At 39.4% G+C, this 14,467-nt stretch carries 9 protein-coding genes; 7 read left to right on the forward strand and 2 right to left on the reverse strand.

Annotation, left to right across the window (positions count from 1 at the left end):
- The first annotated feature begins 16 nt into the window (after window positions 1-16).
- The 4 genes from OVA16_RS06675 (at window position 17) to OVA16_RS06690 (ending at window position 4,460) form a co-directional block, all read left to right on the forward strand.
- Entirely contained in the window at window positions 17-1,996 is a 1,980-nt protein-coding gene (locus tag OVA16_RS06675) for a fumarate reductase/succinate dehydrogenase flavoprotein subunit (RefSeq protein ID WP_267764370.1), read from the forward strand.
- Window positions 1,997-2,131: 135 nt separating this feature from the next.
- Entirely contained in the window at window positions 2,132-2,902 is a 771-nt protein-coding gene (locus tag OVA16_RS06680; protein WP_267764372.1) for a succinate dehydrogenase/fumarate reductase iron-sulfur subunit, read from the forward strand.
- A gap of 494 nt (window positions 2,903-3,396) precedes the next feature.
- Entirely contained in the window at window positions 3,397-3,603 is a 207-nt protein-coding gene (locus OVA16_RS06685) for a YtxH domain-containing protein (protein ID WP_267764374.1), read from the forward strand.
- 176 nt (window positions 3,604-3,779) lie between these two features.
- Complete coding sequence (locus OVA16_RS06690; protein WP_267764376.1) at window positions 3,780-4,460, forward strand: class I SAM-dependent methyltransferase; 681 nt, start codon at window positions 3,780-3,782, stop codon at window positions 4,458-4,460.
- A gap of 91 nt (window positions 4,461-4,551) precedes the next feature.
- Here OVA16_RS06690 and pepT read toward each other — a convergent pair whose 3' ends face one another.
- Window positions 4,552-5,805: a peptidase T gene (gene pepT, locus OVA16_RS06695; RefSeq protein WP_267764377.1), complete on the reverse strand. Its 1,254-nt coding sequence runs from the start codon at window positions 5,803-5,805 to the stop codon at window positions 4,552-4,554.
- A gap of 74 nt (window positions 5,806-5,879) precedes the next feature.
- On the opposite strand from pepT, the gene OVA16_RS06700 reads away from it, so the two are divergent.
- From OVA16_RS06700 to nagA, 3 genes are all read left to right on the forward strand, one after another.
- The gene (locus OVA16_RS06700) at window positions 5,880-6,590 is read left to right on the forward strand and encodes a hypothetical protein (protein WP_267764378.1); all 711 of its coding nucleotides are present in this window, start codon (window positions 5,880-5,882) and stop codon (window positions 6,588-6,590) included.
- A 116-nt stretch (window positions 6,591-6,706) separates the two neighbouring features.
- On the forward strand, window positions 6,707-8,416 hold the full coding sequence (locus OVA16_RS06705) for a M14 family metallopeptidase (protein WP_267764379.1): 1,710 nt from the start codon (window positions 6,707-6,709) through the stop codon (window positions 8,414-8,416).
- 60 nt (window positions 8,417-8,476) lie between these two features.
- Entirely contained in the window at window positions 8,477-9,577 is a 1,101-nt protein-coding gene (nagA, locus tag OVA16_RS06710) for an N-acetylglucosamine-6-phosphate deacetylase (protein ID WP_267764380.1), read from the forward strand.
- A gap of 113 nt (window positions 9,578-9,690) precedes the next feature.
- On the opposite strand, the gene OVA16_RS06715 is transcribed toward nagA, so the two are convergent.
- Window positions 9,691-14,319: an immunoglobulin domain-containing protein gene (locus OVA16_RS06715; protein ID WP_267764382.1), complete on the reverse strand. Its 4,629-nt coding sequence runs from the start codon at window positions 14,317-14,319 to the stop codon at window positions 9,691-9,693.
- Window positions 14,320-14,467: the final 148 nt, after the last annotated feature.

The raw sequence follows: 14,467 nt of genomic DNA on the forward strand, positions 1-14,467 counted from the left end.
TAAAAGGATTAAGTAAATGTCGAAATTAAATTCAAATATCCCTGCGGGCGAATTGACCCAAAAGTGGACAAAATATAAATCTTCTATTCCGTTGGTTAACCCAGCGAACAAGAGAAGTCTTGAAATTATTGTAGTAGGTTCTGGCTTAGCGGGTGCATCTGCAGCGGCTACCTTGGCAGAAATGGGCTACAAAGTAAAATGTTTTTGCTTCCAAGATTCGCCTCGTAGAGCGCACTCTATTGCTGCTCAAGGTGGTATTAATGCCGCAAAAAACTATCAAAATGATGGCGATAGCACTTATCGTTTGTTTTACGACACAATTAAAGGTGGCGACTACAGAGCACGTGAAGCTAACGTACACCGTTTAGCGGAGGTAAGTGCAAACATTATTGACCAATGTGTGGCTCAAGGTGTGCCTTTGGCTCGTGAATATGGTGGCTTGTTAGACAACCGTTCTTTTGGTGGTACACAAGTACAGCGTACTTTTTATGCCGCCGGACAAACTGGCCAGCAGTTATTGTTAGGTGCTTACTCTGCTTTAGAGCGCCAAGTAGGTATGGGTAAAGTACAAATGTACACCCGTCACGAAATGCTTGATGTGGTTGTGATTGATGGTAAAGCTCGTGGTATTATTGCCCGTAACTTAATTACTGGCGAGTTAGAGCGTCACTTCGGTCATGCAGTGGTTTTAGGTACTGGTGGTTACGGAAACGTATTCTACTTATCTACCAACGCGATGGGAAGTAACGTTACGGCAGCTTGGAAAGTGCACAAAAAAGGTGCTTTCTTTGCCAACCCTTGCTATACACAAATCCACCCTACGTGTATCCCAGTTTCTGGAGATCACCAATCGAAATTGACCTTGATGTCGGAGTCGTTACGTAACGATGGTCGTATTTGGGTGCCTAAAAAGAAAGATGATCCTCGCAAACCTTCGGATATCCCAGAAGATGAAAGAGATTACTATTTAGAGCGTCGTTACCCTGCTTTTGGTAACTTGGTACCACGTGACGTGGCTTCTCGTGCAGCTAAAGAGCGTTGCGATGCTGGTTACGGTGTAGGCGCTTCTAAATTAGCAGTTTATCTAGATTTTAAAGCAAATACCGAGCGTTACGGCAGAATTGAGGCTAGCAAGCAAGGTAACCATAATCCTGATAAGGAAACCTGCATGCGTTTAGGAACTGCCGTAATCAAAGAGAAATACGGTAACTTATTCGACATGTATGCGCAAATCACAGGTGAAAATCCTTATGAAACTCCAATGCGTATTTACCCAGCGGTACACTATACCATGGGTGGTGTTTGGGTTGATTATGATTTGATGACCACTATCCCAGGTTTGTACTGTACTGGTGAGGCTAACTTCTCAGACCACGGTGCTAACCGTTTAGGTGCATCTGCTTTGATGCAAGGTTTGGCAGATGGCTATTTCGTATTGCCTTACACTATCGGTTCTTACTTATCCAAAGAGATTGCAACTAAGCCAATTCCTACAGACCACCCAGCATTTGTGGAGGCAGAAAATAATGTAAAAGCTACGATTGATAAGTTCTTAAGCATTAACGGAACTAAATCTGTAGATCATTTCCACAAAAGATTAGGCCACATTATGTGGGAATATTGTGGTATGGCTCGTAACAAAGAAGGGTTAGAGAAAGCAATTAAGGATATTCAAGCTTTGCGTAAAGAGTTTTGGTCTGATGTGAAAGTACCAGGCTCGGCAGATGAGTTCAATCCTGAGTTAGAAAAAGCACACCGCGTTGCCGATTTTATTGAATTAGGTGAGTTGATGTGTATCGATGCACTTAACAGGGAAGAAAGCTGTGGCGGACACTTTAGAGAGGAACACCAAACTGAAGAAGGCGAAGCAAAACGTGATGACGAAAACTTCGCATACGTAGCTGCTTGGGAATATAAAGGCGAAAGTCAATTCGAACTACATAAAGAAGAATTGAACTACGAAAACATTAAGGTTGCACAAAGGAATTATAAATAGTACAGCGTATTGAGATATGCGTATTGAGACATACGATAACTCAAACTACTGTTATAAAGTTATTAATAGTATAGTGTAAAGTTTAGAAAGATTAAAATCTCAATACGCAATACGCAATACTCAATACTTAAGAAAATGAGTACAGGAAACATGAATTTAACGCTAAAAGTTTGGCGTCAAAAAAATAAAAACTCAGCAGGTAAACTAGTTGATTACAAGCTTTCTGATATTTCTCCAGACATGTCTTTCTTAGAGATGTTTGACGTTTTAAACGAACAATTAATTACTAAAGGCGAGGAGCCCGTGGTTTTTGACCACGACTGTAGAGAAGGTATCTGCGGGATGTGTTCTATGTTTATTAACGGGCAGCCACATGGGCCAAAAGATTTGGTAACTACTTGCCAGTTGCACATGCGTTCGTTCAAAGATGGCGATACCATTGTGGTTGAACCTTGGAGAGCAAAAGCATTCCCGGTAATTAAAGATTTAGCGGTAGACCGTTCTGCTTTTGACCGTATTATTGCTTCTGGTGGTTTCGTATCGGTAAACACAGGTAACGCACAAGATGCAAACGCATTGCCTATTCCAAAAGCTAAAGCAGATGCGGCTTTCGAAGCTGCTGCTTGTATTGGTTGTGGTGCTTGTGTAGCTACTTGTAAAAATGCTTCGGCAATGCTTTTCGTTTCAGCAAAAGTATCGCAGTTGGCTTTATTGCCACAAGGGCAGCCAGAGCGTTACCGCAGGGTACAAAGCATGGTAGCCCAAATGGATGAAGAAGGTTTCGGTAACTGTACCAATACTGGTGCTTGTGAAGCTGAGTGTCCAAAAGGCATTTCGCTAGAGAACATAGCTCGTATGAACAGAGATTATCTTTCTGCAAAGTTTATTAGCGAAGAGGAAGTATAAGTATGCGAAATACCTTTGTCAAACTTATTTGCCTGGTCTATTAAGTTTGACAAAGTTTTATAACGTAAATCCCCAAGTTTTTAATTAGGCTTGGGGATTTTGGTTTTTGCAGTGTTAGTCTATGCAATCCGTCATTCTCGCGTAGGCGGGAACCCAATGTCATTAAGTTAAGGCGGTCGTCATTTCGACCTTGTGGAGAAATCTTTTAAAATGATAAAGCTGAAAGGTTTCTCCACTCGCTTTGCTGCGGTCGAAATGACGACAGTACGGTTATATATTGCCTAACTTAATGACATTGGGCTGGAACCACAGAGTGCTCAGCGAAGCTAATCTTAAAGCGAGATAAAGTTTTTTCAACATCTTATTGCATTACGATTGCCAGTCGAGCTGGCAATGACGGACTATGATTGGAAGTGCAAGCAAGTCACTTTTAACAAAAACCTTAAAACAATCTTTTTAATATATCGTTTTTAAATCAATAAAACATATTAATTATGACAAAGCAAACAAAGATATTGGGTGGTGTTTTAGCAGGGATAGCTTTAGGCGCCGTAGTAGCGATGGTAATTTCATCAGATAAGAACAGCGATTTAAAAGATAAAGTTGGGGATTGGTTTTGCGACCTTTTCGACAAATCGAAAGATAAATTAGCAGGCGTGGCAGATGCTGTAAAAGCTCAAGCTGATAGGATTAAGGCGTAATCGCTTTATGCTAACAAACAAATAAAACCGATCCTGACCTGTAGCGAAACAGAAAGCTACGCTGTAAAATAAATTCAGGGTAACGATATATGCAGTTCGTCATGCTGAATTTATTTCAGCATCAGTTTTAACAGACGACACGCTATTTAAATAGGGTGTTTCCGTATCTTTGACACATGGATATTTACGGAAACGCCCTTTTAGATTTTCATCAAACCGGCAAAGCCGATATATTGTGGCTGCATAATTCCTACGATGAACCCGAAGAAATGCCTATTGAAGTTTTCTTTCGTGGCGAAGATGATATGCCCGAGATAGAATTGAAAGCGCTTGGCCTTTGCAAAGGTAAAGTTTTAGATGTAGGTGCAGGTGTAGGTAGCCACGCACTACTACTTGACCAAAAGAAAATTGACGTAACCGCTATAGATATTTCTCCGATCGCCGTTCAAATCATGCAAGAACGTGGCGTAAAAAGTCCCCAATTACAAGATTTCTATAAAGTAAAAGACAAGTATGATACTTTACTGTTTATGATGAACGGAATTGGTCTTACTGGAACTTTACAAGGTTTCGAAGATTTTTTGGAACGAGCTAACCAGATGATCAATCCAAAAGGGCAATTACTTTTCGATAGTTCTGATATTTCTTATTTATATGAGGATATGCCGATGCCAACTAACCAATATTTCGGCGAGATCAGTTTCTGCTACGAGTACAAAAAACAGAAAGGGAGTTGGTTTAACTGGCTTTATATAGATCCAGCAACACTACAACGTTTATGTAAAAAGCATGGCTGGAACTGTAAGATTGTTTTTGTGGATGATAACGACCAGTATTTGGCGCAGCTAACCTTATAGGTTACGATTTTAGATTTACGAAGTACGATTGAAAAGCATGGTGCACAATTAAAGCTAGGTAAATCGTAAATCTAAAATCGTCATTCGTAAATTAACTTCTTTCTTCCCAAACTTGCGTTAAATGCACAATGGTCTCTACCGCTTTTACCATATCTTGCACCGCAACCCATTCTTGCTTACCATGAAAAGCATGTCCGCCGGTAAAAATGTTTGGACAAGGTAAGCCCATGAATGATAAACGAGAACCATCTGTACCGCCTCTAATGCTCCGAGTAATGGGGTTAAGACCCGTTCTTTTTAAAGCCTCGATACCGTTTGCCATAATTTGAGGGTATTTGTCTAATACCTCTTTCATATTACGGTATTGCTCCTTAATCGTTAAAGTATAGGTAGATTTTGGATAGGCTTTCATCACTTCCTTCACGATGTTTTCTAAAGTTTCGCCGTGAGCTTTCAGTAAATCATTATCAAAATCACGAAGAATAAAACTAGCTTCTGCTTGTTCGGAGGTACCACTCATCCCCACGGGGTGAATAAAACCTTCCTTTTGCGAAGTGCTTTCTGCACTTAACCTGTCTTTCGGTAAAGCACTAATCACATCTGCCAAAATTTTAATAGCGCTTTCCATTTTGCCTTTAGCAAAACCTGGGTGTGCACTTACGCCATTAATTACCAGTTTAGCACCATCTGCCGAGAAAGTTTCGTCTTCTATAGAGCCCAAAGTTTCGCCGTCTATGGTGTAGGCAAAATCGGCTCCTAACTTTTTCAAGTCTACTTTATCTACACCACGGCCAATCTCTTCGTCGGGGGTAAATAAAATTTTGATGGTACCATGTTTAATTTGCGGGTTTTGCATGAGGTAAGTAGCTGCCTCCATAATTTCGGCAACACCTGCTTTATTGTCGGCACCCAATAAAGTTGTACCACTTGCAGTGATAATATCACTGCCTATCTGGTTTTTTAAATCCCTGTGTTCCGAAAGTTTTAACACAATGTTGTTATCGTCTGGCAAAACCAAATCTTGCCCTTGGTAATTCTTATGAACAATCGGTTTTACATTTTCTCCACTGCTGTCGGGCGAGGTATCCATGTGCGAACAAAAGCAAATTACAGGCACTTTTTTGTCAGTAGTTGCATTAATTGTTGCATATACGTAGCCATTTTCGTCTAAATGAGCATCGCTTATGCCAATTGCTAAAAGTTCATCCACTAAAATTTTTCCTAAATTTTTTTGTTTAGATGTAGAAGGAGTAGTGGTAGAAGATGCGTCAGATTGTGTATCTATTTTTACATATTTCATGAACCTTTCGGATACAGAAACACCGTTTAATTTAATTTCTTGCATAAATTCAAAGATATTATTTATTTTTTTGAATAAAGATTATACTTTTGTATAGCAAGCACTTAATTTATAACAACTTGAAAAAACGTTACTTAGCTTTATTACTGGTATTATTTACGGTTACAGCATTTGGTCAATCAAACTTTTATAAACTAAGTGTAGGTGCGGGAACAGGTGGTACTTACACCTTCACAGATGTTGAAAAAGGTAGTTTCGCTTATGCTACTTATGCTAACTTCGATTATAATTTTACTCCTTTTATTACTGGTGGTTTAGAGGTTCAGATGGGGCTATTAAAAGGGGGCAACCGAGATACCGATCCTCATAAAAGAGAGTTTACAAATGCTTATCAAGCTGTGATGTTAAATGCCAAGTTTAGGGCTGGCGAGTTTACCGATTTTTACTATAGTGATTTTTTAAATTATACCAAAGGCTTTTATCTTGGCATGGGAGTGGGGTATATTAAAAATAATATGAACGCTATTGTTAGAGAAAAATTAAACGAATCGGGTAGTTTGTATCGCTTCCCAGGAGATGATAAGAGCTCTGGCATTGTAATTCCGGTAAATATAGGGATAGATTTCTACTTTCCAGATGGATGGGGCGATATCAGGTATGGCTTAAATATCAATTATCAAACCAACATCGTTTCTGGCGAAGGCTTAGATGGTTATAATGATCCGAAAACAACGTTTAAAAATAACGCAGCAGACATTTATAATTTCTTGTCTGTTGGCTTTAAATATAACTTTGGGCCTAAAGGTTTAACTAACAAAACAATTAGGTAGTTATCGCTTTTCCAAAATTTTGGATACAGATTGTCTCTTCTAAAAAAACAAAGATTATTTTTATATCTCAATCATTTTAAAAAATGAGGATATACTTTTCTTTACTTTTTGTTTTTATGAGCACTATCAGTTTTGCCCAGCTAACACCTTACGAAAAAAGCGATAAGGTGGCTACAGCTACCTATAATGAGGCTATCGCTTATTATCAACTTTTGGCTAAGACTTTTCCCAAACAAGCAAAACTGTTGACCTACGGACAAACGGATTTTGGCAAACCGCTACATTTATTGGTGCTTAGCAGCGATGGTATTTTTGATCCTGCTAAAATTAAACAAGCCGATAAAGCAACACTTTTGATTAACAATGGCATTCATTCAGGAGAGCCAGAAGGCATTGATGCTTCGATGATGTTGGCAAGGGATCTGCTCAAAAACAAGCAGTTGCCCAATAATGTGGTCATTTGTATTATCCCCATTTATAATATTGATGGTGCTTTTAACCGTACGGCTACTTCTAGAGCGAACCAAAATGGGCCATTGGCTTATGGCTTTAGGGGAAACAGTAAAAACTACGATTTGAATCGTGATTTTATTAAAACCGACTCACAAAACTCTTATAGTTTTCAGCAGATTTTTAACGCTTGGCAGCCCGAAATTTTTGTAGATACCCATACCAGTAATGGAGCAGATTATCAGTACACGATGACTTTGATACCTACGCAAAAAGATAAGCTGAACCCAACTTTGACAGGCTACCTTACCCAAACCATGTTGCCCTACCTATATGCTGAAATGAAGGCCAAAGGGTTTGAATTAATCCCATACGTAAATTCAGTAAAAGAAACTCCTGACAACGGTATTAGCGGTTTTATGGAAAGTCCAAGGTATAGCACTGGTTATGCGGCGCTGCACAACACCATCGGCTTTATGCCCGAAACGCACATGTTGAAACCTTATGATAAACGTGTAGAATCTACCTATAAATTGCTGCAAACCTATATAGATGTTGTAGAAAGAGACGCAAAAATAATAGGTGAGAATAAGAAAAAAGCAGATAATGCTATTGCAAAGCAAAAGACTTTTATCTTAGATTGGAAACTGAACAGAGATAAATTTGACGAAATTGAATTTAAAGGTTATGCCGCAAAGTACAAGCCCAGCGAAGTAAGTGGTTTACAAAGGCTGTATTACGACCGCAACGAGCCTTATACCAAAACCATTAAACAATGGAATAGTTTTGAGCCTCTTTTAACGGTTGAAAAGCCCATTGCCTACCTTATTCCGAAAGCCTGGACAAAAGTTGTACAACTTCTAAAACTCAATAATGTACAAATAAACGAGCTAAAAGAAGATGTAAAGCTGCCGCTCGAAATGTACTACATTACGGGTATGCAAACTGCCCAAAAGCCTTTTGAAGGACATTATTTACATTCTGCCGTTAAATTAGAAGCTAAGCAGCAAACCGTCAATTGCTATGCGGGCGATTATGTGGTTTACGTTAATCAAAAAACAAACAGGTACATTGTAGAAACCTTAGAGCCGCAAGCGCCTGATTCGTTCTTCAATTGGAATTTCTTCGATTCTATTCTAGGGCAAAAGGAGCATTTTTCTTCGTACATTTTTGAAGACACCGCGGCAGATTTGCTAAAGAAAAATCCAGCCTTAAAGCAAAAGCTAGAAGAAGAAAAGGCAAAAAATCCGGCCTTAGCCGAAAATGCCTTTGCCCAATTGGAGTTTGTTTATAAAAATTCTGAATATTTTGAACCAACTTTTATGCGCTATCCCATTGGAAGGTTGGTAAAAGATACCAAGCTTGCTCTAAAATAAAAAATAGCTGTGTTATTGCCGACGTGTTATTGGCTAGTGCTTTTTTTGCTAAACTTGTAAATGCAATTGTTACAAAATCAAAACCCATATCTCCCAACGGGATTAAAATTTCAACAAGATATTTTGTTCGAAAATGGGTTGATTAAAGAAATTAAATCAAATTCAGCAAATGTAAAACCACAAAGCGGCTATATTCTTCCTGGATTTATTGACCTACAGATTTACGGCGCCGCAGGGAAGCTGTTTTCTGCCGAGCCAAGTTTAGATAGCATTCGGATAATTGAAGATCAGTTGTTACAACAAGGCACAACTGGTTTTTTGATTTGTTTGGCCACCAATACGCCAGAAGTTTTTAATCAATGCATTGCTGTAATTAAGGAGTATAGAAAGGGCGCCAGAAATTGCTTGGGGCTGCATTTGGAAGGGCCTTTTATCAACCCCGAAAAAAGAGGAGCACACGTTAAGGAATATATCCGTAAAGCGAGCTTAGATGAAATTAAATCATTGTTAGATTTTGGCGATGGTACCATCAAGATGATGACCTTGGCGCCTGAACTACAAGATGATGATGTAATTCAGTATCTGTTAGATAATGAGGTGGTGGTATCATTAGGGCATAGTAGTGCTACGTTTCAGCAAGCTACAAAAGCTTACAACCAAGGCATCCAAACCACCACGCATTTGTTCAATGCCATGTCGCCTTTGCAACATCGTGCTCCAGGCATTCCAACGGCGGTTTTTAACCATCCAAAGGCTATGGCAAGTATCATTGCTGACGGGTTGCACGTAGATTTTGAAGTGGTAAACTTGGCCGCAAAAGTAATGAAAGACCGACTTTTTCTCATTACAGATGCCGTAACCGAATGCAGCTCGGGGCCATACCAACACGTTGCTATAGATGGCAAGTTTGTAATGCCAGATGGAACCTTATCAGGCTCGGCAATGACCATGCTGCAATCGGTAAAAAACTGCGTGGAGCATTGTGATATTTCCTTGTCAGATGCAATTAACATGGCTACCTATTATCCAGCAAAGCTGATTAAAAAAGAAAAAGAACTAGGCCAGCTAAGTGTTGGCACGCAAGCAAATTTTGTAGTGCTAAATGAAAAAATGCAAATAGAACAGGTATTTTACAAAGGCGAAGAAATTAAACTTAGTTAACATAAATAGGTCGCCATTTACTTTACAGGCACAAAATAAATGACGGCCATTTATGATATGTTTGAGACGTAAATTATTGATAAACAAATACCCAAAACTCTCCTTGGTTAAGCTTAATTTCCTCCTCTAGATCTTAAACTAGGATTGACGAATGCATGTTGCATTTTACTCAATAAAATATTGTCGGTGCTTACACCACAAGTATTTGTTATTTTCCATTGTAGCTCGGCTTTGTTTCCTGAGTTGAGTAAAATATTGGTGTTGTACGCACCAACGTTAGTAATAGTAACGTCTCCAGATATCACTATCCATTCTCCAGTAGCACTCGCTGGATAATTTGCCGCCATTGTAAAACTTATTGGATAATTACCAGACTTTTGCTGATCAGCACCTGCATTTGCCACTACTGGTTGTTCGATTACTACTTGAGCTAATGTTCTTACTGGGCTCACACAACCAGTAGTGGCAACAATCAGTTCTGCGTAATAATTGCCAGTAGCTACCAAGTCTCCAGCATTTAATGGTGTACCGCCTGTTGCGGTGGCAAACCATCTTAACGTAGCTCCTCGTAGAGTCATTTCATCATTTGTGGTTGCATCTACAGGTAAGCTTCCAACGGTTCTGTTATCTGTACTGCAGTAACGGTAGGCATTTGGAGCACTGCTAATCACTACATTTTTTGGTCGGTATGAAACGGTAATTTGATCTTCACGGATGCACTGCTGGCCAACGGGTAAGGTTGGGTCGTAAATAATCTCGGCTTTGTAAGTGCCATCGTAACCAAAGTTTCTAACATCAATAGTGGTCGTATTGGATGGTACATTTAAATTCACAAATATGCCCGAGCTATTTTGCTTATACCATGTGTAGCTGCTTGTTGGTCCACCAGAAAAGTCAGCAGTTAATTGGTAACTATTTGGGACGCTATCATCTATAGTGGCGCAAGAAAAACTATCCGATAATCCAATCAAACCTGGTGTTTGCCCAGGAATGGCACTTACATTTTGGTTGTTGCCAAGTTGCGTGCTGTTAGCATATAAAAGTAGAGGAGCATTAGATGCAATAATACCACCTATCCTCACAAAATCATACTTGTTATTGCCACTTGCATTTCCGTAATTGATGGTTGCCTGTGTCGTTTGCGTAACTCCTGTTTCTCCTCCAACACGCAAAGAGTTAAAGGCGCAAGGCGATCCATTTATAATAAGATCATCGGTGATAGTTTGTGTGGAGCCCGTTTGCAGGTTAAGTGTAAGGCCGATTGGTTTTAAAATTAAAGTGTTAAAGGTGTTGTTGTTGTTTATTGTTCTGGATTGGCTTAAGTTGAGTTCATTAGCTACAATACCACCTTGTATAAAATTAGACGTACCTGCATGTGCAACAATAGGAACTACGATTTTCCCGTAAACGTCATTTGTTTTACCTGTAAAATTTCCTAGCACATTAATGGTAGAGCCCGTAGCCAGCAAAGTTGCGGTAGATAAATTATAATGTGCCCAATCTCTGAGTGTAATTACGCTATTGCGAATATCAACAGAGCGATAATCAGAAGGGTCGTTGGAAATAAAGTCTTGAGTTAAATTCATTACAACGTTTATTGCCTTAAAGTCGCCTTTGCGCAACCATATTCCTTTTGCATTTATTGTGTTTACATTTAAGGTAGTCGCTACGCCATTCAATTCGTATTCTGCCTGTGCAATGCCATCTCCATCCCATAAAGTGGCATTGGCGGTAACTGTGCCCCCCGTTTGTATAAACTTTTCGCGAAATCTCATGTTGCCATTAAATACCCAATTTGCATTCGGACTGTTAACAGTGAGGTAGTCGAACTTGGCTATTTGGTTGGTGGTTAATTGTCCATCATTTACATCTCCCAATAGATTTAGCCTATTGATATACATATTACTGCCTAATTGTATGGTGTTTCCATAAGCATTGGCCATGGTGTTGATATCATTGACGATCGTAATTCCGTTAGGAGCATCTGCGTGTGCAATTAAATTGTTGAAATTAGCAGGGATGTCGATAATGTTTATAGGTAGATTACCAGTAGAGAAACTATTGAAATGTACGTTATCGTAACGGGTGGGTACGCAACCACCTGGAGACGGCGTTCCATTGCTATTAGTAGTCCAGTTTAAGCCGTTATTCCAGTTGTTGTCAGCTATACCTATCCAATAAAGTTCTTTGGTTGCTGTTGGTGTAAAAATCCAATTAGTTACATCTGGTCCTTGTACTCCGGTGGCATTGTATGTAACTCCTGTAGTATTATCTGCATTTACGCCAGTCATCCAAACGTTCGGAATACTAATATTGTTTAGCGCTTTAAAAATGAAACTTTGACCAACAGTTTTATTGTTTACATGCATTTCCATTAGCCCCATGCAATCGGCTGTATTTGAAATAAAGTTTTGATTAACCGTAAGCCTAACGCCATTATCGGCTCTAACTACTGCGTTGGCTTTTACTTCGATAACATTAGCGGTTAAATTGCCTGAGAAGTAGAGGTCTAACCTACCAATAGTTGGCATAGCATATAGCCTATTTACAGTGTTGTTGGGGTTTACAAAGCGTGCAAGTCTTGAGTAGATATTGATGTTGTGGTAGTTTACGTTTACACCTGTAAAATCATAACCTATCGCTTGGGCATTACCAGCCGGATTAATCGTTACATCGTAATAAGTATAATCGTTTCCGGCATTGAACCATCCGTTTGCATTCCTCATAGTTATGTGAGATGTACCAGCATTGAGTGTGCCGCCCGAAGGATAAGACCACTCATATAATGCATATATAAGCGAGCTTCCAAAAATTAAGTGTCTATTGTTGGGCGAAACCGGATAGGTGTAATAGTCGGGCAAGAAGTTATCTCCGATGTAAACTTCCTTGCTATTGGTATTCAAGGTTCCGCTATTGAAATACAAGTTGGCGCCAGTAGTTAATTTGTCTTGTAGTGTCCATCCGCCTGCTCCTCTAAAATGAATGTTTTTACTGAAAATGGAATTATTAGAGGTGATTGTTTCTCCCAAGGTTGGCGAGTAGAAGTAAGCTACATCGTTAACTGTAACGCCGCTTTTCATATACCATGAACCATAGCAGTTGATACCTAGATTGTTTGCAGAACCTAAAGTGAAGCTGGCTTTTGGAAAGCTATTGGCAATGGTAATATTGTGAAAGTATGCTGGTACGCCTGTAATGTTCACTGTAGTTCCAGTTACTATCGAGTTAGCATCGAAAAACACATTGTCGTATTGTGAAGGGATACAATAACCTCCCGCACCTCCCGAGCTCGATGCCCAGTTCAATTGCGTATTCCACTGGTTGTCGCCCGCGGTACCAACCCAGTAGATATCTTTTGCTGCAGGTTGAATAAAGTTGATTAGTCCACTATTTCCTCCGTTATCAACACCAGTTACATTTACGGTTTGAGTAAGTACATTAATTGAGCTTATCCTAGCATTGGTTAAGTTAATCGGGGCGCCTGTTTGGTTATTCAGTTTGGCGGTGTAGCCTGCTTGATAACAATACATCTGATAAAAGCCAGTACAGTCTGGCGTACGGTCAATCAGCTGCTGCGTAATAGCTAACTCTGTATTAAATTGTAATAAATAATTGGCTGAAGGCGCTAAGGTTAATTTGCCTACATTAGTGTTAGTAAGGAAATAACCGCCACTTACAGTGAAATACAACTCATTAATTGTAGAGCCCCATCCAGCTATCGCTGGAGTTGAATTCTGATTGGTATTGTCAATAAAAACCTTGTTTACTGTGGTACCATCTTTAGTTCTAAACTCGTTGCCCGTTATGTGAAACTCAGCATTACCAGCATTTAAATTGCCAATGTACGACCAATTAAAAGCCGTGAGTATTGCACTATTGTTGAGTGTTAATGTTGCTGCCGGATTGCCATTACCTACAACTCCCTCGGCATTAAAGGTTACTAAGCTAGGAAAACTTAAAGGCGTTGTTGAATTTAACGTAAACTCTTTGGTATTTACGGTTTGCAATAAGGGCACATTTAATGTAGCGGTTCCATTAATGCTTTGGCCCAAATATGCGGTAAGGTTTAATGTAACTAAGTTAGGCATGTTGAGCACTGCGCTATTTTGCATTAAAAAAGCGCCACTTTGAAAAACGGTACCGTTATAATTAGTAGTGCCGTTATTGAAATGAGAAAAATAGCTGTTTATATAATTACCTTCTATATTTAGCGTGCCCATCCCTTGTTTGGTAACGGCTAGGCCGAACGTTGAGCCATTAAGTTGTAATGTGGCAGTTGTGCTTGTAGGTTGGTCTAAAGTAAGCCCGTTGGTTGCTGAACTACCAAATGCAAGTGCAACTGTTGGCCGCAAGGTCACATTACCGCTTACAGTAATTCCAAATGCCCCCATAATACGAGGCGAGTTGCTTGCCGTAAGGTTGCTCTCAAAATTTAATGATTTGATGAAAACATTGGCAGTTAAGTTTACCAACGTGCCCGGCGAACTTGCTGCTGCCGAACCGCTAAATCCTGAAGCCGCATCAAAAATCACATTGGTTTCAGATGTGGGTATAGATGAAGGACTTGTTGGGCCTTGTGTGCCCGATTGAAAAGACCAATGGGTTAGGTCGTCCCAATTACCAGCTCCGCCAATCCAGTACATAGTTTGCTCTTGTGCTAAAACTGGAAAGATCCATACTAGCAATATTGCTGATAGTACTGTTTTTTTTAGAAAACTTTCAAAATTTATAATTAGTGTCATTAAAGTAATATTTATTTGAAGATATTTCTACATCAAGCTTTAATTACCAAAATAGCGCCAGTTATTTAAATCCATTAAATACTATGGATACTTTCTTTTTTTAAAACTTATAGCTTTTTTGTGTAGATGTATCTCTACAATTTGGGGA

Source organism: Pedobacter sp. SL55 (assembly GCF_026625705.1).
Classification (GTDB): Bacteria; Bacteroidota; Bacteroidia; order Sphingobacteriales; family Sphingobacteriaceae; genus Pedobacter.

What these genes read in the sequence shown, in the direction of transcription:
- OVA16_RS06715 (WP_267764382.1), bottom strand. Translation starts at nt 14,319, where the DNA reads ATGACACTAATTATAAATTTTGAAAGTTTTCTAAAAAAAACAGTACTA.
- OVA16_RS06680 (WP_267764372.1), top strand. Translation starts at nt 2,132, where the DNA reads ATGAGTACAGGAAACATGAATTTAACGCTAAAAGTTTGGCGTCAAAAA.
- OVA16_RS06705 (WP_267764379.1), top strand. Translation starts at nt 6,707, where the DNA reads ATGAGCACTATCAGTTTTGCCCAGCTAACACCTTACGAAAAAAGCGAT.
- OVA16_RS06690 (WP_267764376.1), top strand. Translation starts at nt 3,780, where the DNA reads ATGGATATTTACGGAAACGCCCTTTTAGATTTTCATCAAACCGGCAAA.
- pepT (WP_267764377.1), bottom strand. Translation starts at nt 5,805, where the DNA reads ATGCAAGAAATTAAATTAAACGGTGTTTCTGTATCCGAAAGGTTCATG.
- nagA (WP_267764380.1), top strand. Translation starts at nt 8,477, where the DNA reads ATGCAATTGTTACAAAATCAAAACCCATATCTCCCAACGGGATTAAAA.
- OVA16_RS06685 (WP_267764374.1), top strand. Translation starts at nt 3,397, where the DNA reads ATGACAAAGCAAACAAAGATATTGGGTGGTGTTTTAGCAGGGATAGCT.
- OVA16_RS06675 (WP_267764370.1), top strand. Translation starts at nt 17, where the DNA reads ATGTCGAAATTAAATTCAAATATCCCTGCGGGCGAATTGACCCAAAAG.